Origin of the sequence: Pantoea sp. AS142, assembly GCF_037152305.1 — a bacterium.
GTDB lineage: Bacteria > Pseudomonadota > Gammaproteobacteria > Enterobacterales > Enterobacteriaceae > Pantoea.
This window is the reverse complement of sequence record NZ_JBBCMO010000005.1, coordinates 232393-254915: the sequence shown is the minus strand read 5'-3', so window position 1 is coordinate 254915 and position 22523 is coordinate 232393. Positions and strand designations below refer to the sequence as shown.

20 protein-coding genes are annotated in these 22523 nt (G+C 55.7%); 6 read left to right on the top strand and 14 right to left on the bottom strand.

Translation table 11 applies throughout. The features are described 5' to 3' along the window. Positions 1–22: 22 nt before the first annotated feature. Complete coding sequence (barA, locus tag WFO64_RS12120) at positions 23–2752, top strand: two-component sensor histidine kinase BarA (protein WP_337011986.1); 2730 nt, start codon at positions 23–25, stop codon at positions 2750–2752. Positions 2753–2939: 187 nt separating this feature from the next. Here the strand turns inward: barA and WFO64_RS12115 are convergent, their stop codons facing one another. The 6 genes from WFO64_RS12115 to WFO64_RS12090 form a co-directional block, all read right to left on the bottom strand. Then, a complete protein-coding gene (locus WFO64_RS12115) occupies positions 2940–4079 on the bottom strand; it encodes a glycerate kinase (RefSeq protein WP_337011984.1) in 1140 nt (379 codons plus the stop codon). A 76-nt stretch (positions 4080–4155) separates the two neighbouring features. After that, on the bottom strand, positions 4156–5040 hold the full coding sequence (gene garR, locus WFO64_RS12110) for a 2-hydroxy-3-oxopropionate reductase (RefSeq protein ID WP_337011982.1): 885 nt from the start codon (positions 5038–5040) through the stop codon (positions 4156–4158). A gap of 19 nt (positions 5041–5059) precedes the next feature. Further along, positions 5060–5830 (bottom strand): 2-dehydro-3-deoxyglucarate aldolase, encoded by a 771-nt coding sequence (gene garL / locus WFO64_RS12105; protein WP_337011980.1) that lies wholly within the window; start codon positions 5828–5830, stop codon positions 5060–5062. A gap of 45 nt (positions 5831–5875) precedes the next feature. Continuing rightward, entirely contained in the window at positions 5876–7207 is a 1332-nt protein-coding gene (gene gudD / locus WFO64_RS12100; protein ID WP_337011978.1) for a glucarate dehydratase, read from the bottom strand. 10 nt (positions 7208–7217) lie between these two features. Then, entirely contained in the window at positions 7218–8564 is a 1347-nt protein-coding gene (locus tag WFO64_RS12095) for an enolase C-terminal domain-like protein (protein WP_337011976.1), read from the bottom strand. After that, complete coding sequence (locus WFO64_RS12090; RefSeq protein WP_337011974.1) at positions 8561–9922, bottom strand: MFS transporter; 1362 nt, start codon at positions 9920–9922, stop codon at positions 8561–8563. Before WFO64_RS12090 ends, WFO64_RS12095 begins: the two co-directional genes overlap by 4 nt. 577 nt (positions 9923–10499) lie before the next feature. Here WFO64_RS12090 and garD point away from each other — a divergent pair. Then, entirely contained in the window at positions 10500–12059 is a 1560-nt protein-coding gene (garD, locus tag WFO64_RS12085; protein WP_337011972.1) for a galactarate dehydratase, read from the top strand. A gap of 67 nt (positions 12060–12126) precedes the next feature. Here garD and WFO64_RS12080 read toward each other — a convergent pair whose 3' ends face one another. The 4 genes from WFO64_RS12080 to syd all read right to left on the bottom strand — a co-directional run bounded on the left by WFO64_RS12080 (position 12127) and on the right by syd (position 14832). After that, positions 12127–12573 (bottom strand): flavodoxin, encoded by a 447-nt coding sequence (locus WFO64_RS12080; RefSeq protein WP_337011970.1) that lies wholly within the window; start codon positions 12571–12573, stop codon positions 12127–12129. A 12-nt stretch (positions 12574–12585) separates the two neighbouring features. Then, the gene (gene truC / locus WFO64_RS12075) at positions 12586–13365 is read right to left on the bottom strand and encodes a tRNA pseudouridine(65) synthase TruC (protein ID WP_337011968.1); all 780 of its coding nucleotides are present in this window, start codon (positions 13363–13365) and stop codon (positions 12586–12588) included. Next, positions 13365–13694 carry a YqcC family protein gene (locus tag WFO64_RS12070; RefSeq protein ID WP_337011966.1) on the bottom strand — a complete coding sequence of 110 codons (330 nt, stop codon included), beginning with the start codon at positions 13692–13694 and terminating at the stop codon, positions 13365–13367. Before WFO64_RS12070 ends, truC begins: the two co-directional genes overlap by 1 nt. 589 nt (positions 13695–14283) lie before the next feature. After that, on the bottom strand, positions 14284–14832 hold the full coding sequence (gene syd, locus WFO64_RS12065) for a SecY-interacting protein (RefSeq protein WP_337011964.1): 549 nt from the start codon (positions 14830–14832) through the stop codon (positions 14284–14286). Between the two features lie 62 nt (positions 14833–14894). On the opposite strand from syd, the gene queF reads away from it, so the two are divergent. From queF to xni, 3 genes are all read left to right on the top strand, one after another. After that, entirely contained in the window at positions 14895–15740 is an 846-nt protein-coding gene (gene queF / locus WFO64_RS12060; protein ID WP_337011962.1) for an NADPH-dependent 7-cyano-7-deazaguanine reductase QueF, read from the top strand. Positions 15741–15909: 169 nt separating this feature from the next. Continuing rightward, positions 15910–17274: a nucleotide 5'-monophosphate nucleosidase PpnN gene (ppnN, locus tag WFO64_RS12055; protein ID WP_337011960.1), complete on the top strand. Its 1365-nt coding sequence runs from the start codon at positions 15910–15912 to the stop codon at positions 17272–17274. A 34-nt stretch (positions 17275–17308) separates the two neighbouring features. After that, positions 17309–18064, top strand: coding sequence for a flap endonuclease Xni (xni, locus tag WFO64_RS12050; RefSeq protein ID WP_337011958.1), 756 nt, complete (start codon positions 17309–17311; stop codon positions 18062–18064). 24 nt (positions 18065–18088) lie between these two features. Here the strand turns inward: xni and rlmM are convergent, their stop codons facing one another. The 4 genes from rlmM to WFO64_RS12030 form a co-directional block, all read right to left on the bottom strand. Continuing rightward, on the bottom strand, positions 18089–19189 hold the full coding sequence (rlmM, locus tag WFO64_RS12045) for a 23S rRNA (cytidine(2498)-2'-O)-methyltransferase RlmM (RefSeq protein ID WP_337011956.1): 1101 nt from the start codon (positions 19187–19189) through the stop codon (positions 18089–18091). Beyond that, the gene (locus tag WFO64_RS12040) at positions 19182–19577 is read right to left on the bottom strand and encodes a DUF423 domain-containing protein (RefSeq protein ID WP_337011954.1); all 396 of its coding nucleotides are present in this window, start codon (positions 19575–19577) and stop codon (positions 19182–19184) included. Before WFO64_RS12040 ends, rlmM begins: the two co-directional genes overlap by 8 nt. 53 nt (positions 19578–19630) lie before the next feature. Continuing rightward, positions 19631–20545 carry a transcriptional regulator GcvA gene (locus tag WFO64_RS12035; RefSeq protein WP_337011953.1) on the bottom strand — a complete coding sequence of 305 codons (915 nt, stop codon included), beginning with the start codon at positions 20543–20545 and terminating at the stop codon, positions 19631–19633. Positions 20546–20878: 333 nt separating this feature from the next. Then, the gene (locus WFO64_RS12030; RefSeq protein WP_337011952.1) at positions 20879–21103 is read right to left on the bottom strand and encodes a YgdI/YgdR family lipoprotein; all 225 of its coding nucleotides are present in this window, start codon (positions 21101–21103) and stop codon (positions 20879–20881) included. A 209-nt stretch (positions 21104–21312) separates the two neighbouring features. On the opposite strand from WFO64_RS12030, the gene csdA reads away from it, so the two are divergent. Further along, positions 21313–22521, top strand: coding sequence for a cysteine desulfurase CsdA (gene csdA, locus WFO64_RS12025; RefSeq protein ID WP_337011951.1), 1209 nt, complete (start codon positions 21313–21315; stop codon positions 22519–22521). Positions 22522–22523 lie beyond the last annotated feature (2 nt).

Here is a 22523-nt window from a genome sequence, read left to right as displayed (position 1 = left end):
CCGGAGTAGCCAGGCGACTATTATGACCAAATACAGCCTGCGGGCGCGAATGATGATTTTAATTCTGGCACCTACACTGATGGTTGGCCTGCTGCTCAGCTCATTTTTTGTGGTGCACCGCTACAATGAATTGCAGCGGCAGGTGATCGATGCCGGGGCCAATATCATCGAACCACTGGCGATCTCCAGCGAATACAGCATGACCTGGCACAACCGTGATGCCATGCGTGAACTGGTCAGTTTGCTGCACCGCCGCCACTCGGGTATCGTCCGGGCGATCTCGGTGTTTGATAACCAAAACCAGCTTTACGTCACCTCCAATCACAAGCAAAACCTCAGCCTGCTGCAACAGGATGATATCCGCGCCCTGCCCGACGATGTTTCAATGGAGCGTCACGGTAGCATATTGATTCTGCGCACACCGATTACCACCGAACGTTACGATGTGGATGAATTACCGGATGAAGATGCCAAGCCATCGGGCAATCCGCTGGGCTATGTGGCGATAGAACTGGATTTGCAGTCGGTGCGCCTGCAGCAGAATAAAGAGGTGTTTGTCGCTACGCTGATGCTGCTCTTCTGCCTCTGCCTCGCCATGCTGTTTGCCTATCGTCTGATGCGCGATGTCACCGGCCCGATCCGCAATATGGTCACCACTGTTGACCGCATCCGTCGCGGCCAACTCGACAGCCGCGTTGAAGGTTACATGCTGGGTGAACTCAGCATTCTGAAAAACGGTATCAATGCGATGGCGATGTCGCTGACCGCCTATCACGAAGAGATGCAGCACAATATCGACCAGGCAACCTACGATCTGCGGGAAACGCTGGAACAGCTGGAGATTCAGAACGTCGAGCTGGATCTGGCGAAGAAACGCGCCCAGGAAGCCGCGCGTATCAAATCTGAGTTTCTGGCTAATATGTCGCATGAGCTGCGAACGCCGCTTAACGGCGTGCTGGGCTTTACCCGACAAATGCTGAAAACTCAGTTGCGCACCACCCAGCGCGACTATATGCAAACCATTGAGCGCTCTGCAAATAACCTGCTCAGTATTATCAACGACGTGCTCGATTTTTCGAAACTGGAGGCAGGTAAGCTGATGCTGGAGGCGATCCCCTTCCCGCTACGTGCCACGCTGGATGAAACACTGGTGCTGCTGGCCCCTTCAGCGCATGACAAAGGGCTGGAGCTGACAGTGGTGTGTGACAGTAGCGTACCGGACAATGTGATTGGCGATGCGCTGCGCCTGCAACAGATTTTGATTAACCTGATCGGTAACGCCATCAAGTTTACCGAGCAGGGATACATTGCCCTGCGCGTCGGACAGCGGGTAATGACTCAAACGCGCGTCGAGCTGGAGATTCAGGTTGAGGATAGCGGTATCGGCATCTCTGAACAGCAACAGACGCAGCTGTTTCAGGCGTTCCGTCAGGCGGACGCCAGCATTTCACGGCGTCATGGCGGTACCGGACTGGGGCTGGTCATCACCCAGAAACTGGTGCGGGAGATGGGCGGCGAAATCACCTTCAGCAGCCAGCCGGATCAGGGCTCTACCTTTGTGATTCGCGTGCAGCTGGATCTCAATCCTAATGCGCCTGGCATGCCACGCGTACTTGATGCGCTGTCACATGCGCGCATCGCCTATGTGGAAGCGGATGCCATCGTCGCCAACGCGGCGCTGGAGATGTTAAGCGCCACGCCGTTGCAGATCGATTACAGCGCAACGCTGGAGGGATTAAAAGCGTCACACTATCCGCTGCTGCTGATGGCAATGCCGGTCGGGATCAGCCAGCCCGAGCTACTAAATGAGCGCATGATCAACGGGTTGCTGGATAGGGCAGACAATGTCCTGATGGCGCTTCCCAGCCCGATGATGTTGCTGGCGGATGAGCTTAGGGTACGCGGCATTGACGGCTGTATCGCTAAACCGATCTCTCTGACACGACTCCTGCCGATGTTACTGGATCTGCACACCCGCCAGGTCAGTGAATTGCCGCTTTCACCGCGTCTGCCGCTGACGGTGATGGCCGTGGATGATAACCCCGCCAACCTTAAGCTGATTGGCGCGCTGCTGGAGGAGCAGGTGCAGCACATTCTGCTGTGCAACAGCGCCGAACATGCCATCCGCGAGGCTCGCCAGCAGTCGCTGGATGTGATTCTGATGGATATTCAGATGCCTGACATCGATGGCATCCGTGCCAGCGAAATTATTCGCACTCTGCCCCATCATGCCAGTACGCCCATTGTGGCGGTGACCGCTCATGCAATTGATGGCGAACGTGAGCAATTGATCAAGGCGGGCATGAATGACTATCTGGCCAAGCCCATTGATGAGAGCAAGTTAAGACAACTGCTGGCACGCTATACGCCTCCACCGGTGGTGTCCGTGCCGGAACTGCTGCCGATATTACCGACGCTGGACTGGCAACTGGCGCTGCGTCAGGCGGCAAATAAACCCGATCTGGCGCGCGATCTACTGCAGATGCTGCTGGAGTTTTTGCCGGAAGTGCACACAAAGATGGCGCAGTTTATGGCGACTAATGAGGTCAACGCCCTGCGTGAGATTATCCATAAGCTGCACGGCAGTGCCAGCTACAGCGGCGTGCCGCGCATGAAGCAACTCTGTCATCAACTGGAAAGAGAACTGCTTCAGGCCAGCGATATCGCCGCGCTGGAGCCGGAACTGCTGGAGCTGCAGGATGAGATGGAGAATGTCGCCAGAGAAGCCCGCCAACTTTTAGGGATCGGCTAAGTCATGCAACGGCTGCCGCCGATTTTGTCGCTATCGCAGAAATTAGCCGGGACGTGCATCAGCGGTCATCCAGCCACGGCCCGGCGCGGTAAAGAGCGTGCGGTTTAAGCCATGAGTTTCAGTATCGACGCCCTCTTTACAACAGGCTGAATCCGGCCCGTATTGACTGGCCGGGTGAGGCTGGTGGTCAGTTAAACCCGGCCAGTTTTAGCGTGGCCGCCACATTACGCGCGGTCATCTCAACATTCTTTGCGGCACTGGCAAGTGCCTCATCCAGCGTACAAATGCTATAGAGTACGCTGAACACCGCATCGATCCCGTGCTGATGCACCACGCCGACATCCGCCGTCAGGCTTCCGGCGATGCCAATGACCGGCTTGTTAAAGCGCTTTGCGACGCTGGCGACTCCAATCGGCACCTTGCCATTAATACTCTGGCTGTCGATACGCCCTTCACCGGTAATCACCAGGTCAGCATCTTTAACCTGTTCAGCCAGCCCCAGCGCCTCCGTGACAATCTCAATGCCGCGACGCAGTTCCGCCTGACAAAAGGCGTGCAGCGCCGCCCCCATACCGCCCGCCGCGCCGCCGCCTGAAATATGCAGCACATCAATATCGAGATCGCGGTGAATAATCGCGGCGTAATGGGCCAGCGCCTGATCGAGCTGCTGCACCAGCGCCGGTGTCGCCCCTTTTTGCGGACCAAAAATGGCCGATGCGCCCTCTTTGCCGGTCAGCGGATTGGTGACGTCACAGGCCACTTCAATGCGACACTGATGAATGCGGGCATCCAGCGCGTCAATTTCAATTGAGGCGAGATCAGAGAGCGCACCGCCTCCGTAACTAATCTCGTTGCCACTGGCGTCCAGCAGCCGGACGCCCAGCGCCTGCATCATCCCGGCTCCGCCATCATTAGTGGCGCTGCCGCCGATACCAATGATGATGTGGCCAACCCCCTTATCCAGCGCATGTCTGATCAACTCGCCGGTGCCAAATGAGGTCGTTATCATCGGGTCACGCTGTGGTGCGGGCACCCGCTCCAGACCGCTGGCCGCGGCCATTTCGATATAGGCGGTGGACTCATCGCCGGACAGGCCATAAAAAGCGTCGACCTGCGTACCCAGCGGCCCGGTCACCTTCAGCCTGACGATTTTTCCCTTCGTCGCCGCCACCATCGCTTCTACCGTTCCTTCGCCGCCATCGGCAACCGGTATTTTCACGTAATGCGCCTCGGGAAAGATGTCACGGAAACCCGCTTCAATCGCCGATGCCACATCCAGGGCGGATAAACTCTCTTTATATGAATCCGGTGCGATTACGATTTTCATAGGCAATCCGAGCACAGTTGAGTTATTGAAACGGCCCTGAAACCAGTCCGCTACCCGCAGAGATCGGCACCGGGTTTTAGCGGGCGATGTCAACCTTCGCTAACTTCTCATAATAGCAGGCCAGCGCACTGTGGTCGGCGTTGCCCTGACCGTCGTTACGCAGCGCTTGCATCATCTCCATTACCGCCGCCGTCAGCGGCAGATGCGCACCGATGCTGTGCGAAGTATCCAGCGCGTTCGCCAGATCTTTGATATGCAGGTCAATACGGAAGCCGGGTTTGAAGTTGCGATCCATCACCATCGGCGCTTTGGCGTCCAGGACCGTGCTGCCGGCCAGGCCGCCACGAATCGCCTGATAGACCAGTTCCGGATTCACCCCTGCTTTAGTCGCTAGCGATAACGCCTCTGACATCGCTGCAATATTTAGCGCCACAATTACCTGGTTGGCCAGCTTCGTTACGTTACCCGCGCCGATGTCGCCGGTATGCACCACCGATCCCGCCATCGATTTCATGATGTCGTAGCAGTGATCAAACACCGCTTTCTCACCGCCAACCATCACCGAGAGCGTACCTTCAATCGCTTTGGGTTCGCCGCCGCTGACCGGCGCATCCAACATTTTTATCCCTTTTTCTGCCAGCGCATCATGGACTTCACGGCTCGCCAGCGGTGCAATAGAACTCATGTCAATCACCACCAGGCCAGGCTTCGCCCCTTCGATAATGCCATTTTTCCCCAGGCAGACGTCAATAACCTGCGGCGAGTTGGGCACCATGGTAATCACCACATCACACTGCTCAGCCACCTCTTTTGGCGATTTCGCCACGGTCGCGCCCAGTTCAGTCAGTTCCGCTTCGTTGTCAGCGTTGTGATCGCGCACCACCAGTGAATACCCGGCTTTCACCAGATTTTTACTCATTGGTTTGCCCATAATGCCCAGGCCGATAAATCCAATTTTCATTACGTTTCCCCTTGATTGATTAGCGCTTAAATTTGTCGCATAACGCCTGCGAAGCGTTGCGGAACATCCCCACATCGCTGCCGACGGCCACAAAGGTGGCTCCCCACTCCAGATAGCGACGCGCGTCTGCTTCCACCGGGGCCAGAATGCCGCTCGGCTTACCGGCGGCTTTGGCACGTTCAAAAATATGTTTAATCACTTTCAGCACGTCAGGATGCGCGGGCTGGCCGAGATAGCCCAGCGCAGCAGAGAGATCGCCCGGCCCGACAAAGATACCGTCGACACCGTCAACCGCCGCGATGGCGTCAATGTTGTCGACCGCCTGCTGGGTTTCGATCTGCACCAGCACCGTGATGTTATCGTTAATGCTACTGTTGTAATCCGGCAGCGTGCCGTACATGTTGCTGCGGTGCGACACAGAGACACCGCGAATCCCGGCGGGCGGATAGCGGGTTGAGGCGACGGCACGCAGTGCTTCTTCTTCGGACTCGACAAACGGCACCAGGAAGTTGTTAAACCCGATATCCAGCAGACGCTTAATGATGACCGGTTCATTGCAGGGCGGCCGCACCACAGGCGCGCTAGGGCTTCCTTTCAGCGCCATCAGCTGCGGCACAAAGGTAGTGATATCATTGGGCGCGTGTTCTCCATCCAGTACCAGCCAGTCGAAACCGGCCAGCCCCAGGATTTCAGTAGAGACGGGATTGGCCAGCGCGCACCAGCTGCCAATCAGGGTATCGCCCGCTAACAGGCGGCGACGAAATCCATTTGGCCAGGCTGCATTACTCATGGTTGAACTCCTGTGACGATGGCTCCACAGAGGAAGCCAGAAAGGTTAACGTACCAGGCACGGACGTTTATTGTCGAAGGTCCATCCCTGCACTAAAAATTGCATCGCTTCGGCATCGTCACGCGCACCCAGCCCCTGCTTCTGATAGAGCGCATTGGCCTGCATCACCTGATCCATATCCAGCTCAACGCCGAGACCGGGCTTCTGCGGCACCTGCACCATGCCACCTTTGATCTGGAATGGCTCTTTGGTCAGGCGCTGATTGCCCTCCTGCCAAATCCAGTGGGTATCAATGGCGGTGATCACGCCCGGCGCGGCGGCGGCAACATGGGTGAACATCGCCAGCGAAATGTCGAAGTGGTTATTGGAGTGGGAGCCCCATGTCAGGCCGAAGTCGTGACACATCTGCGCTACCCGCACCGAGCCCTGCATGGTCCAGAAGTGTGGGTCAGCCAGCGGAATGTCCACCGACTGCAGCGACAGGGTATGGCCCATCTGACGCCAGTCGGTGGCGATCATATTGGTGGCAGTTGGCATGCCGGTGGCGCGGCGGAACTCCGCCATCACTTCACGGCCGGAGTAGCCCTGCTCCGCGCCACAGGGATCTTCCGCGTAAGCCAGCACATCTTTAAGCTGTTTGCCGAGCATGATCGCTTCGTTGAGCGACCAGGCCCCGTTGGGATCGAGGGTGATGCGGGCTTCAGGAAAACGTTTTGCCAGTGCCGTGACGGCTTCAGCCTCTTCGCCGCCGCGCAGCACGCCGCCTTTGAGTTTGAAGTCGTTGAAGCCATATTTCTCATATGCCGCTTCAGCCAGACGCACCACCGTATCCGGGGTAAGCGCCTCTTCGTGGCGCAGGCGATACCAGTCGCACGGATCGCTCTGCTGGTTCTGATAAGAGAGCGAGGTTTTATTGCGATCGCCGATGTAGAACAGGTAGCCGAGCATCTCAACGCGGTCGCGCTGTTGTCCGTCACCCAGCAACGAGGCGACGTTAACGCCCAGGTGCTGGCCCAGCAGATCCAGCAGCGCCGCTTCAATACCGGTCACCACATGGATAGTGGTGCGCAGATCAAAAGTCTGGTTGCCACGCCCGCCCGCATCGCGGTCGGCAAAGGTGCTGCGCACCAGGCTGAGGGTATTTTTGTACTCACCCAGCGTTTTGCCGATCACCAGCGAGGCGGCATCTTCCAGCGTCTGGCGAATTTTCTCGCCGCCGGGGATTTCGCCGACGCCAGTATGTCCGGCGTTATCTTTGATAATCACAATGTTGCGAGTAAAGAATGGCGAATGAGCGCCACTGAGGTTCAGCAGCATGCTGTCATAGCCTGCAACCGGAATAACCTGCATGGCGGTGACTTTCGGTGTTGAACTCATCTCCTGCTCCTTATGCTGTTGCACGGCCAAATGCCGGGCGTTTGCGATCAAATGTCCAGCCGGGGACCAGATATTGCATCGCCGTAGCGTCATTACGCGCACCGGCGGGCAGTGACTGATAAAGCTGATTGGCTTTGTTTACCTGCTCCCAGTCGAGCGCAATGCCCAGGCCAGGCGCATCCGGCACGGCAATTTTCCCGTTGCGGATTTGCAGCGGATTTTTCGTCAGGCGCTGATCGCCCTCCTGCCAGATCCAGTGGGTATCAATCGCGGTAGGGTTGCCTGGCGCCGCCGCACCCACATGGGTGAACATCGCCAGCGAAATATCAAAGTGGTTATTAGAGTGACACCCCCAGGTGAGGCCCCACTCATCGCACAGCTGTGCGACCCGTACGGCACCGCTCAGCGTCCAGAAGTGAGGATCCGCCAGCGGAATATCGACTGCATTGACCATTACGGCGTGATTCATCTCGCGCCAGTTGGTGGCGATCATATTGGTGGCTACCGGCAGGCCAGTGGCACGCCGGAACTCGGCCATCACTTCACGCCCTGAATAGCCCTGCTCTGCGCCGCACGGATCTTCAGCGTAGCTCAGCACATCCTGCATTCCTTTACAAAGTGCTATCGCCTCGTCCAGCAGCCAGGCTCCGTTCGGGTCAACCGTAATGCGGGCTTCGGGAAAGCGCTGCTTCAGCGCCGCCGCCGTGGCAATCTCCTGTTCGCCCGGCAGCACCCCCCCTTTGAGCTTGAAATCTTTAAAGCCATATTTATCCGCAGCCGCCTCAGCCAGCCGCACCACAGCATCGCTGGTCAGCGCTTCCTGATGACGAAGGTGATACCAGTCGTGACTGGCTTGCTCACCACAGAGATAGGGCAAATTGGTTTTGCAGCGGTCGCCAAGATAGAACAGATAGCCCAGCACCGTGACTTCATCACGCTGTTTACCTGGCCCCAACAGTTCAGCCACCGGCACGCCCAGGCATTGTCCCAGCAGGTCGAGCAGTGCCGCTTCCAGTGCGGCTACAGCATTGACCCGCAGCTCAAAAGTCCAGGCCCCGTTACCAAACGTCGTGAAATCAGCCGACTGGTTCCCCTTGTGCACCTGCTGCACCAGACGATTCATTCGGGCAATCTGCTGCCCTTTAACCTGAGGAATCGCCGCCACCAGCGTCTGATAAATGGTGTCGCCGCCGGGTGCTTCACCAACACCGGTGTGACCGGCGCTATCGGTGAGCACCACAATGTTGCGGGTAAAACAGGCGTTGTGCGCACCGCCAATATTGAGCAGCATGCTGTCGTAACCGGCGACCGGGATAACCTGCATCTCAGTAATCACCGGCGAACTTTGCGTATTCATGATGCGTCCTTACCGGGCCAGGATTTTAGTTCGACACGTTTAATATCCCCCGCAATCACCAGGAAGCTGAATGCGGCGACAAAGGCATGAAGACCGACATAGACCAGCGCACCTTCAAAAGATCCGCTGGTGGCAATGATGTAACCGATGGCGATAGGGGTCACGATGCCGGAAAGATTACCAAACATGTTGAACAGACCGCCGCTCAGACCGCTGATCTCTTTCGGTGCGGTATCCGCCATCACCGCCCAACCCAACGCACCGATTCCTTTACCAAAGAATGCCAGTGCCATGAAGAACACCACCACCCATTCGGTATCGGTGTAGTTGCACATCACCATTGAGATGGAAAGCAGCATGCCGAGTACGATTGGCGTTTTACGCGCGATATTCAGTGAGCCAGTTTTACGCATCAGCCAGTCAGAGATCACCCCGCCCAGTACGCCGCCAAGGAAGCCGCACACCGCCGGAATCGAAGCTATAAAACCCGCTTTAAGGATCGACATGCCGCGTGCCTGCACCAGATAGACCGGGAACCAGGTGATAAAAAAGTAGGTTAAGGCATTGACACAATATTGACCGAGGTAGATACCCAACATCATGCGTGAGGTCAGCAGCTGTTTGATCTGGAAACACTTCTCGCTCCAGCTCACTTTGCGGCTATCTTTCTTGACATCCATGTTGGTCAACGCGCCGCCTTGCTCCATATACTCCAGTTCAGCTTTATTCACGCCAGGGTGATCGGTGGGATCGTGGATCACTTTCAGCCAGATGAAGCTGAGGATGATGCCCAGGCCGCCCATGAACCAGAATACGTGCGCCCAGCCCACTTCAGAGACCAGCCAGCCCATGATGGGTGCAAAAATCACGGTGGCGAAGTATTGCGCGGAGTTGAAGATCGCCACCGCCGTGCCGCGCTCCTGCGCCGGGAACCAGGCGGCTACAATCCGGCTGTTGCCAGGGAAGGAAGGCGCTTCAGCCAGCCCCACCAGGAAGCGCAGGATAAACAGCGACATGATGATGCCGAAGCCGCTGAACAGATCGACGAAGCCCTGCAGCAGCGTAAACAGCGACCAGGTAAAGATGCTCCAGAAATAGACGCGTTTAGAGCCGAAACGGTCGAGCAGCCAGCCGCCCGGAATCTGCCCGATAACATACGCCCATGAGAAAGCAGAGAAGATATAGCCCAGTCCGACCGAATCGAGGCCGATATCTTTGGACATCGCCGAACCGGCAATCGAAATGGTGGCGCGGTCACCGTAGTTGAATGAGGTGACGATAAATAACATCACCACAATCCAGTAACGGGCATTGGTGCGTTTCTGCACCGCTTCCGCGGTCTGGCTGAAACTATTCATGATGCACTCCTGAAATATAGCGTGAGCTACATTCGCTCTGACTGCATACACATCGCGTTGGGTATCAGAGAGAAGTTGGGTTAACACGGCGATCTTTTTGTTTTGGCAAACTTTTATTTATCCATCCGGCAGCTGGCCGCCGCGGCCGGTAATGCACCTTTGCCGCCGCTGCGGATGAGTAATACGTCGTGACAGATAACCTGACTTTGGGCTAACGGAATTCAGTATAAGAACAGCCTGTGGCGATCACATTGGCGCTTCGCCCTGGAATTACCGATGCGCTGAACTTATTATCTGGCGGATGCACAAAACCCTGCGGGATGGCTCACGAAAGTGGTAAATACCTTTGCGAATTCCGCCTCAGTTAACACTTTCCCCCGCTGTTTGTGAGGATCTTCACTTGTTTTTGGATAATCGACCCAAAACAGCAAGGTGAATTGTCTTAATGGTGGTCATTTGCACAATGCGCGACTCGCCCTGCCTCCCTATACTGAAGCTGGCAAACACTATGCATGTGACAGATCAGATCATGACAGCGTGCCGCACAAGTACGGTACGACAGACAGGAAGGTGAGCGATGAACCCTAAATCAGATGAACAACCGCTCTATATCAAAGTCCATGAGCACGACAATGTGGCAATTGTGGTCAATAGCCTGGGTCTGCCAGCCGGTACGCAGTTTGCAGATGGTCTGACACTCACTGAACATGTGCCGCAGGGCCACAAAGTGGCGCTGCGCGCGATTAACCAGGGTGCTGAGATCGTGCGTTATGGCGAAGTGATTGGCTTTGCGCTGCGGGATATTGCCCGGGGCAGCTGGATTGATGAGTCTCTGGTGGCGCTACCCGAGGCGCCTCCGCTGTCGAGCCTGCCGTTAGCCACTCAGGTTCCCCCTGATTTGCCGCCGCTGGAGGGCTATACCTTTGAAGGTTACCGCAATGCGGATGGCAGCGTGGGCACGCGTAACCTGCTTGGCATCACCACCAGCGTCCACTGCGTGGCGGGAGTGGTAGATCATGTCGTACAGATCATTGAACGGGATTTACTGCCACGCTATCCGAATGTGGATGGCGTGGTCGCCCTGAATCATCTCTATGGTTGTGGCGTGGCGATCAATGCACCCGCTGCGGTGGTGCCGATTCGCACCATTCACAACCTGGCACTGAATGCGAATTTTGGTGGCGAAGTGATGATCGTCAGCCTCGGCTGTGAAAAGTTACAGCCGGAGCGCCTGCTGACCGGCTCGCCTGACGTGCAGGCGATTTCACTGGACGACCATGACATCGTGCGTTTGCAGGATGAGAAACTGGTGGGCTTTGGTGCGATGGTGAATGAGATTCTGCAGGTGGCGGAGCGTCATCTCCAGCGGCTGAATCGGCGTCAGCGCGAAACCTGCTCCGCTGCAGAACTGATTGTCGGCATGCAGTGTGGTGGCAGTGATGCGTTCTCTGGCGTGACGGCGAATCCGGCGGTGGGCTTCGCGTCCGATCTGCTGGTGCGCTGTGGTGCCACCGTAATGTTCTCTGAAGTGACTGAAGTGCGTGATGCGATTCACCTGCTGACGCCGCGGGTGATTAATCAGGAAGTCGGTAAGCGCTTACTTGAGGAGATGGCCTGGTACGACAACTACCTCGACCAGGGCCAGACCGATCGCAGCGCGAATCCATCGCCGGGCAATAAAAAAGGTGGGCTGGCGAACGTGGTGGAAAAAGCGCTGGGGTCGATCGCAAAATCGGGGCGCAGCGCCATTGTTGAAGTGCTCTCTCCCGGCCAGCGCCCCACGCGACGTGGATTGATCTACGCCGCGACACCCGCCAGCGATTTTGTCTGCGGTACACAGCAACTGGCATCGGGTATCACCCTGCAGGTATTCACCACCGGTCGCGGTACGCCTTACGGTCTGGCAGCCATTCCGGTGATCAAGATGGCGACGCGTAATGCGCTGGCAGAGCGCTGGTACGATCTGATGGACATCAATGCCGGGACGATTGCGACCGGTGAAGAGAGTATTGAGCAGGTGGGCTGGCGGCTGTTTGAGTTGATTCTGGATATCGCCAGTGGCAGGAAGCAGACCTGGTCCGATCGCTGGGGCATCCGTAATCAACTGGCGGTGTTTAACCCGGCACCGGTTACCTGACAGCGCCGTGCGCACACGCCAGGCTTATCCTTATGCTGCTAAAGCAGAGATAAGCCTGGCGTCGCTATCAAAGCTGCGCGCCCCAGGCTTCAACCCACGGAGAGGTCACTGCTTCCGGCTCAGGATTTTCAGTGGCATCAACCAGTAACACCTCACCAATCCGCTGCGCGCCCTGCTCCTGCAGCAGCGCATCGAAAGCTTTACCCGCGCCACAAAAATGGTCGTAACTGCTGTCACCCAGCGCAATCACGCCGTAACGCAATGCGGGCTGATGACCGAGCTTATCTTTAACCGCATGGAACAAACCAGAAATTGTGTCGGGAAAATCGCCCTGCCCGGTGGTTGAGGTGATGATTAACGCCACGTCGCTGGCAGCGTTCTGCCAGTCCGCCAGCGTCGGATCGTCAAACACGGTGACGCTGTGACCCTGCTGCTGCAGTAACGGCTCCGCTTCTTCTGCTACCAGCAGCGCATTGCCATATACCGTACCCACAAAAATGCCAATCTTTGCCATCTGCTTTCTCCCTTATTCTGAAACGTTATCCTGTCCTGGCGCTGCGTCAAACTCAACCCGCGGCACCTCTGGAATGCGATCCTGCCAGCCAAACTGGTTCATCAGATTCTGCCAGACGCTATCCAGTCCCGCGCGTAACAGCAAAGGTTCACCGGTCACCGGATGGGTCAGTGCCAGGCTGCTGGCATGTAGCATCAGGCGATTAGCGCCAAAGTGTTCGGCGGCGCCCCGGTTCTGGCGCAGATCACCGTGCGCCGAATCGCCAATAATCGGATGACGCAGGTGCGACATATGACGACGCAGCTGATGCTTGCGACCGGTTTTAGGGGCCATTTCAACCAGGCTGTAACGCGAAGTGGGATAGCGGCCAATGCCGACCGGCATCTCGACCGTCGCCAGTGACTGATAATCGGTGACGGCGGGCTGTGCGGTGCGCGCTTCAGTGGCGTGCTTGTCAGCAATTTTATCCCGCTCTTCGACCAGCGGGTAATCGAGCGTTCCGCCGCTTTCCAGCCACCCGCGTACCACAGCGTGGTAGGTTTTCTGCATCTGATGCTGTTCGAACTGCAGAGAAAGCAGATGTCCGACTTCACTGGAAAGCCCCATCAGCAGTACGCCTGAGGTAGGTTTGTCCAGACGATGCGCAGTAAACACATGCTGTCCAATCTGATCGCGAACGGTCTGCATGACAAACACCGTTTCATGCCGATCCAGCCAGCTACGATGAACCAGCCAGCCGCTGGGCTTGTTGACGGCAACCAGCCACTCATCCTGATAGAGTATCTCCAGCATCAGTGGGCTGCATCCTTGATCAACGCATCAAGCTGACGCAGGGTCAGCAGCAGCGGTGCAATGCCGGGCTGGTCAGGCACCAGCGCCATCTCGTAGTACGGTGCAACGGCAAAGTTTTGCGGTAACGGATGATGAGCAGCAATCAGGGCATGCATCCGGGGGACTAAGACCCACTGGAGCCACTGCAGCGGCTCAAGCGTATCCAGGCAAAAGGGTTCACGGCTATCAAGTGCGCCCTCGGCCGGAGGCGTACTTTGCCAGAGATGGTGCTCACGCATCACCGCTTCCAGTTGCTCCAGCCGTTGCGTAATCAATTGTTCAGGCGTCATGCGCCACCTCCAGCGAGCAGTCAAAAATGGGCGGCAAGCATATCATTTGTTGGCACAGGCACAAAAAAAAGGGAGCACTGTATTAACAGTGCTCCCGGTTCGTTTGCAGCCATCCCGCTACGTTAATGCTCCCTGCTCTTCCATGACAACTTGTCCCATGCGAACTCCTGTCGCGCATCGTCCTGATGTATCCTTAGCCTCCTGGCCCACCACCTCTTCTGAGGGGCTCTCATTCTCCATCCTGGAGGTGTCCCTTGCTCAATCCTGAGCTGTCCTGTTTCATCCTGAAACCTTCCGTGTGCCGTAAGCTCCGTTACGTTCCTGCCTCATGGCTTATCGTCATCCTGACGATAACTTTTTTCCTAAGCATCCTGCAGTGGGAAACATTTTGACAGAACTCGTTACGCGCACAAGGGACTTACAGGGAAACTTTACGAAATTTGCTGAGCAAATTCAGAAAAAGGCCATTAAGTTGATGATTCACAATATTTTTACATCTTAGCCTTCCAGATGTCTCAAGTGTTATATGGCGATCTCTCACAGCATATGTAAGAGATATCTCACAAGGCAACCGGCAAATAACTGCAATTCAGATGATAAACGGTTGTAATGTCTTAAGAAATATCTCAAGGTTTTCTGCGAGCACAACACGCTGTTTACGACCAGGCTGCTCCAGAATCACTTCGCCGCTGAGGTTAGAAAGGGAGATGATCTCCTGCTCTGAATCAGTAGTGGCAATAAACAGCGTAGGCGACTGTTTGAGGCGACGCTGCATCACCAGATGCCCAATCAGATTCTCCTGTAACCGCAGGAAATCATCTTCACTCCACACTTGCAGAAGTGTCAGGTGATTCTCACCAAAACTGGCCTGCATATCCCCGGCAAACTGCGTGGTATAGAAATCAGTGATGGGCGGCTGGAGTTGGATGTCGATCGCCCGCTCAACCGCATCGAGCGTCGGTGGCAGACTAAAAGGCTGCGGCTGCCAGACTACCCGCTGGTCGCGATCCTCCAGTGCACAGGGCGAGGGCACGCCATAGAGATCGCTACTGGCCGGCGCATGGCCAACCTCCTGCAGCCAGTGCTGGCAGTATCGGGTGGTAAAGTCGCGCAACGCGGCGGCAGTTTGCTGCATCATTCATATTCTCACTTCTGATGGGTTACACTTAGCCACTTTGATTAATTTTGGTGGTAACCGCAATGACTACTGACGAACAGAATCAGGCACTCAGCAACCTGACGCTGGGCAAATCCACAGCCTATCACGATCATTATGACAACAGCTTACTGCAGTCGGTACCACGTAGCCTGAACCGTGAACCTCTTGGCCTGTTTCCCGATAGTCTGCCCTTCACCGGCAGCGATATCTGGACGCTGTATGAACTCTCCTGGCTCAACAGCAAAGGTCTGCCACAGGTCGCCGTTGGCGAAGTCGTACTCGATGCGCAGAGCCGCAATCTTATCGAGTCGAAAAGTTTCAAACTCTACCTTAACAGTTTCAATCAGACCCGCTTTACCGACTGGGGCGAGGTCCGTCAGACGCTGGAACGTGACCTGAGTGCCTGTGCTGAAGGTCAAGCACGGGTTGCGCTGTTTCGTCTTAATGAAGTGGAAGGTCAGCCCATCGGTCAATTTGAGGGTTGCTGTATTGATGAGCAGGATATCGCAATAGAGGATTATCGCTTTAATGCTGACTATCTGGCTGATGCTATAGGCAGCGAAATCGTTGAAGAGACGCTGGTCAGCCACCTGCTCAAGTCAAACTGCCTGATTACACATCAGCCCGACTGGGGCTCAGTGATGATCCGTTATCAAGGTCCGCGTATTGACCGTGAAGCGCTGCTGCGCTATCTGGTCTCATTTCGCCAGCACAACGAATTTCACGAGCAGTGTGTCGAGCGTATCTTCAACGATGTGATGCGTTTCTGTCATCCAGAAGCGCTGACGGTCTATGCGCGCTACACCCGCCGTGGCGGGCTGGATATCAACCCGTGGCGCACCAATGTGCACTTCTCACCCGGTTTTTCGCGGCTGGTCCGCCAGTAGTTTGCGAGACTTCTCGCAGGTTGCGTGCAGTAAGCGCAGTTCCGCTTGAGCTATGCGGGCCGACAAAGCTACTCTGGTGATAGAGGTAACCTGTGGGTTGCCGACCAGGGATTTTCGTCACTGCCGTTGCAGTGCCAACACGCACCCAGGCGGGTGTAAAGGAGTTCATTTGATTACCCATATCAGCCCTCTTGGCTCAATGGATCTGCTCTCGCAGCTGGAAGTCGATATGCTCAAGCGCACAGCCAGCAGCGACCTCTACCAGCTATTCCGCAATTGCTCTCTGGCGGTGCTCAACTCCGGTAGCCAGACTGACAGCAGCCACGAACTGCTTTCCCGCTTTGAAAACTTCGACATCAATGTGCTGCGCCGTGAGCGCGGCGTCAAACTCGAACTGATCAATCCACCGGAAGAGGCGTTTGTGGATGGCCGAATCATCCGTTCACTGCAGGCTAATCTGTTTGCGGTGCTGCGTGACATCCTGTTTGTCAGCGGCCAGCTTAACATGCCGGGTCGGTTCACCGCGGCCGAAGAGAACGATTCCGCCACGATCACCAACACCGTGTTTTCCATTCTGCGTAATGCGCGGGCACTGCACATCGGCGAATATCCCAACACCGTAGTCTGCTGGGGCGGGCACTCGATCAACGCCGTTGAGTATCAGTATTGTCGCAATGTCGGTACGCAGCTTGGACTACGCGAACTGAACATCTGTACCGGCTGCGGGCCGGGAGTGATGGAAGCACCGATGAAAGGGGCTGCTGTAGGTCATGCTCAGCAGCGCTATCGTGACAGCCGCTTTATCGGCCTGACGGAGCCCTCAATCATTGCGGCTGAACCGCCGAATCCGCTGGTGAATGAGCTGATCATCATGCCGGACATTGAAAAACGTCTGGAAGCTTTTGTGCGCATCGCTCATGGCATCATCATTTTCCCCGGCGGCGTAGGCACTGCAGAAGAGCTGCTCTATCTGCTGGGCATTCTGATGAATCCGCAGAACAATGATCAGGTTTTACCACTGATTCTGACCGGACCGGAAGAGAGCGCCGATTACTTCCGCGTGCTGGATGACTTCATTGTTAATACGCTGGGTGAACAGGCACGTAAGCATTATCAGATTATCATCAACGATGCGGCAGAAGTGGCGCGTCTGATGAAGAAAGCGATGCCGCAGGTAAAAGAGAATCGGCGCGAAACCGGCGATGCTTATAGCTTTAACTGGTCGATTCGCATTGAACCCGACTTGCAGGTGCCGTTCCTGCCAACCCATGAAAATATGGCGAACCTCAATCTTTACACTAACCAGCCACCCGAGAAACTGGCTGCCGACCTGCGCCGTGCCTTCTCAGGCATCGTTGCCGGTAACGTTAAAGAGATGGGCATCCGCGAAATCCGTGAAAAGGGACGTTACAAACTGCATGGCGATCCCGCCATCATGCATCGCATGGATGAGCTGCTGCAGGGATTCGTCGCACAGCAACGCATGAAACTGCCGGGCACCGCCTACATCCCCTGCTACGAAATAATCAAATAAACCAGGAGGCAGCCCCTGGGCTGCCCATACGCTCATGGCTCTTCATCTTGTTATTATTGACGCGTTGAATCTGATACGCCGTCTCCATGCGGTGCAAGGCTCACCTTGTGTCGAAGGCTGCGTGGCCGCGCTGCGCCAGGTATTGGGTCACACTCGTCCGACCCACGCTGTGGCGGTATTTGATGGCGAAGCACGTCATCAGGGCTGGCGTCATCAACTGCTACCCGATTACAAAAGCGGCCGCCCGCCGATGCCAGACGATTTACAGGCGGAGATGCCGGCGTTACAAGCGGCTTTTCGCGCCGCAGGCGTAGGCTGCTGGATAGCGGGCGAGGATGAGGCGGATGATTTAGCGGCAACGCTGGCAGTGAAAATGGCCCAGGCCGGACATCAGGCCACCATCGTTTCCACTGACAAAGGCTACTGTCAGCTGCTGGCACCTGAGATTTTCATCCGCGACTACTTTCAGAAACGCTGGCTCGATCTGCCCTTTATCGAGGCTGAATTTGGCGTACCCCCACAGCAGTTACCCGATTACTGGGGGTTATGCGGCATCAGCAGCAGCAAAATTCCGGGCATCACCGGCATCGGCCCGAAAAGCGCGAAACAGTTGCTGGCAGAATTTCACACACTTGAAGGGATCTATCAGAACCTGAACCAGGTGCCAGCCAAATGGCGGGAAAAACTCACTGAGGGTCAGCAGATGGCAGAGATCAGCCGTCAGGTGGCAACCCTGAAGCGGAATCTGGTGTTGCAGGGGAACCTGAATACGCTGCGTTATACCGGCTGAGTGCGGTTGCACTCAGCCCGGCGATTAACGTTCGTCGCGACGACCACCGGCAGCCGCCCAGATACGGCGCACATGTACCGTCACCTCTTCGCGGTCGTGATAGAGCTGGCGGGCGCGAATCTGTACGTTAATGCCATTCTCATCAAACCGTTCCTGCATCATTGCCAGATTCTGCGTCACCTCTTCATAACGCTTTTTCATAGGCAATTTAAGGTTGAAGATCGCCTCACGGCACCAGCCGTTGACCAGCCAGTCGGTCATCAGGTTAGCCACGCGTACCGGTTTCTCCACCATGTCACATACCAGCCAGCTGATGTTAGTGCGTGGCGGACGAAATTTAAATCCATCGGCCTTTTCGTGCATCACCTGGCCCGTATCCATCAGGCTCGGGGCCATCGGTCCGTTGTCCACCGCATAGACCATCATGCTGCGCTGGACCAGCTGATAAGTCCAGCCACCCGGGCAGGCACCGAGGTCTACGGCGTACATGCCGCTGGCTAAACGCTCATCCCACTCATCCGCAGGAATAAAGACGTGAAACGCCTCTTCCAGCTTAAGGGTAGAACGACTTGGCGCATCGGAGGGGAACTTGAGCCGTGGAATACCCATGTAAAATGGCGAGCTGTTTTCCCTGATGGAATAGCCGACGTAGCAGGTGCCCGGCGCGATGAAAAACACATGTACCACCGGGCGTTTCGGGCTTTCGTAGTTCAGTAAGATCTTGCTTTCACGCAGTGCCGCGCGCAGCGGCACGGTGAACTTGCGACAGAATTTTGTCAGCTCTTTTGCTTCGTTGGTGTCCGGCACTTCAACACGCAGTTCGCCGCCCTTCTCCACCACGCCGGTCAGCATACCGACAATCGGGGTAATGCGATCTTCCTGCGGCAGGTCACGTAGCATTTCGCCGACAACCAGTATTTGACGGGCAAAAATCAGTTCGTCAAACGGCAACTCACGCGCCAGCCGCTCAGCGTCTTCAAACTGATAGCACTCAAACAGCACGTAGCCGGAGTCATCTTTAACCCGTGGAAAGCCGTAGATTTCACTTTCAGCCGCTTTGGCGCTGATTTCCGCAGCACACTCTTTTTCGAAACCGGGACGACAATAGAGTAAAACTTTATTCATGGCGTTCTGCCTTTCGTTTAAGACGCAGCGCGCCAATCAACATCAATACCCAACCGGCGAGGAAACAGACTCCGCCCACTGGTGTGATAAAAACCCAAAACTTCAGATGTGACAGCGCCAGAAAATAGAGGCTGCCACTAAACAGCACGGTGCCGAGCGCCATCAGCGCGCTGCTCCAGTAAAACCAGATATTGGCACGGCGTAACATTGCGGCCCCCAGTCCCATCACCGCTAAGGTATGATAAGCCTGATATTCCAGCCCGGTATGAATCCAGGCCATTTCAGCCGCGCCAAGCGACTGACTTAGAACGTGGGCACCGAATGCGCCAAAAGCCACCAGCAGAAATCCGCTGATCGCAGCAAAAACAAACATGGCACGACTGGACATTAACCGATCCTCAGAGTCCTTTTGCATCGTAATGCAAATAAATCAAGACGTTATTATTGGTAACGAAAGTGGAATTTTTCTTGTTCGGTTGCGGCTTTTGCCAGGATCCACTGTCGGAAGGCGGCTATTTTACCCAGTTCTGCCTGACTGTCATGACAAACCAGATAAAAAGCGTTTTTACTGACTAATACATCGTTAAACGGGCAGATTAATCGTCCGGCTTCTATTTCGCTCTGCGCCATGACGTTATTCGCCAGCGCCACGCCCTGACCATGAATCGCCGCCTGCAATACCATGGCGCTGTGGCTGAAGATCGGCCCCTGCTGCACATTGATATGCTGCAGCCCCAGCTGCCGGATATAAGATTGCCAGTCACGGCGGGAGGCATCATGCAGCAGGGTAAACCGCGACAGATCCATCGGCGTTTTCAGCGGATTATCCCCGGTCATTAGCGACGGCGAACAGACCGGCAGCAGATATTCGGCATAGAGTTTCTCAACCCGCAGGCCAGGCCAGTTACCCCGTCCGTAAAAAATCGCCACGTCGACATCATCGGCCAGTTTCTCTTCGTCCCGGTCAACCGCCTGAATACGCACGTCGATTCCCGGATAAGCCACATTAAAGCTGGAGAGGCGGGGAACCAGCCATTGAATGGCAAAGCTCGGCAGTAAACTGACGGTCAGCGCACCCTTGGCACTGCGCGCCTGTAGTTTGCGGGTCGCTTCGTTGATCGCCGAGAAAATCTCTTTGATATCGAGATAGTAGCTTTGTCCTTCTTCGGTCAGTAACAACGAACGATTCCTCCGGCGAAACAGCTTTAACCCCAAAAAATCTTCCAGAGATTTAATCTGATGGCTTACCGCAGCCTGGGTGACAAACAGCTCTTCAGCAGCTTTGGTAAAGCTTAAATGGCGCGCAGCTGCATCAAAAACACGCAGTGCGTTGAGAGGAGGAAGGCGTTTCGACATGGTTTTCCGTATCCGGAGCGGCGAAAAATACACAGGCTAATACCAGGCGCTTACGTATTAGAATTTTTAATCCGAGACATTATAATTTGTCCGTTGAGGAACCTCCAGCAAATACCTATAGTTGCTGCACTTCCTGAGCCGGAACGAAAAGTTTTTAGATTTGTGAGTGAGTTCGCAGATTTTCTGAAAGCTTTTGGCTTGTGGTCGTGATGTTGTGTTTGCAATTTTTGATCCGACGATTGCGGATCAAACTCTTAATTCCTGTAGATTTACCCTGTCTGTCCATAGTGATTTTTAAATAGCACCGCAAACTGCGGTGCTTTTTTTTGCTGCTTATTTGCCTGACTCAACCATTTCTTTGACATCAGAGCGGTTGATTTGCTGCTCGTTGCCATTCGCATCTTTATAGCTGATCATGCCGGTATCATTATCGACTTTAGGCTTGCCGGCAGCCACAATGGTGCGTCCATCATTGGTATGCATCACGTAATTGCTAGAACAGGCAGTCAGGGTAAATGCCAGACTACACACGGCCAGTACTGCGGTAAGTTTTTTCATCTGCTATCTCCTTGTCGATTGATTGCATCAAACCACCCGCGTTACGCTAACCAGAGGCAGCCGATAAGTGAGATCGACTATATAACGTCCGATCGTTATGCGGGTTTGGTTCAAACCTTGCAATATTCAGCATAACGCGCTTTTCCAGCTTTGCCAGACGCTGACCATTCTTTCAGTTTGGTCCTAATTTTTCTCATCATGGGCCAGGCATGACCGCATTTAATCCCACCGCATTTCGCCAGCAATTTCCCGCGCTTGCCGACGCCGGCGTTTATCTCGACAGCGCAGCCACCACGCTGAAGCCGCAGGCCGTCATAGACAGCACGCAGCAGTTTTACAGCCTCAGCGCGGGAACCGTACATCGCAGCCAGTTTACCGCCGCACTTGCCTTAACCCATCGCTACGAGCAGTCACGAGACCAGGTTACCCGCTGGCTTAACGCCGCTGAGGCTCGTGAAATTGTCTGGACGCGCGGCACCACCGAAGCCATCAACCTGGTGGCGAACGGCTGGCTGCGCCCGCGCTTACAGCCCGGTGATGAGATTGTGGTCAGCGAAGCAGAACATCACGCCAACCTGGTTCCCTGGCTGATGGCTGCTCAGGCGTGTGGTGCCCGCGTCGTAAAATGGCCGTTAGGGCCGGATCGCCTGCCGGATATTAGCCAGTTACCCGCCCTGCTCAACAGCCGCACCCGCCTGCTGGCTGTCGGTCAGATGTCGAACGTCACCGGCGGTTGCCCCGATCTTGCTCAGGCAATTCCGCTGGCCCATGCCGTGGGCGCTAAAGTCATGGTCGATGGCGCGCAGGGCGTGGTGCATTGTCCGCCTGATGTGCAGGCGCTGGATATCGACTTTTACGCCTTTTCCGGACATAAGATTTACGGTCCGATGGGCATTGGTGCGTTATATGGCAAAGCGGAACTGCTGGAGGCGATGGAGCCCTGGCAGGGCGGCGGTAAAATGCTAACGGAAGTTGATTTCAGTGGCTTCACGCCGCAACCGGTGCCGTGGCGTTTTGAGGCAGGCACCCCGAATGTGGCGGGCGTGGTGGGCTTGAGTGCGGCACTGAGCTGGCTGGCGCAGTACGATCTGCCCGAAGCGGAGCGCTGGAGTCAGCAGCTTGCGACGCTGGCGGAGGAGCAGCTGGCAGAATTGCCCGGCTTTCGCAGCTTCCGCTGTGGTAACGTCAGCCTGCTGGCATTTGAATTTGCTGGCCTGCATCACAGCGATCTGGTGACGCTGCTGGCTGAGCAGGGAGTCGCCCTGCGCGCCGGCCAGCACTGTGCGCAGCCGTTGCTGGCGGCGCTGGGCGTAAGCGGTACGCTGCGGGCTTCTTTTGCACCCTATAATAATGTGCAGGATGTTGATGCGCTGGTGCGCGCCATGAAGCACGCCATTTCGTTGTTATCGGAGTTTTGATT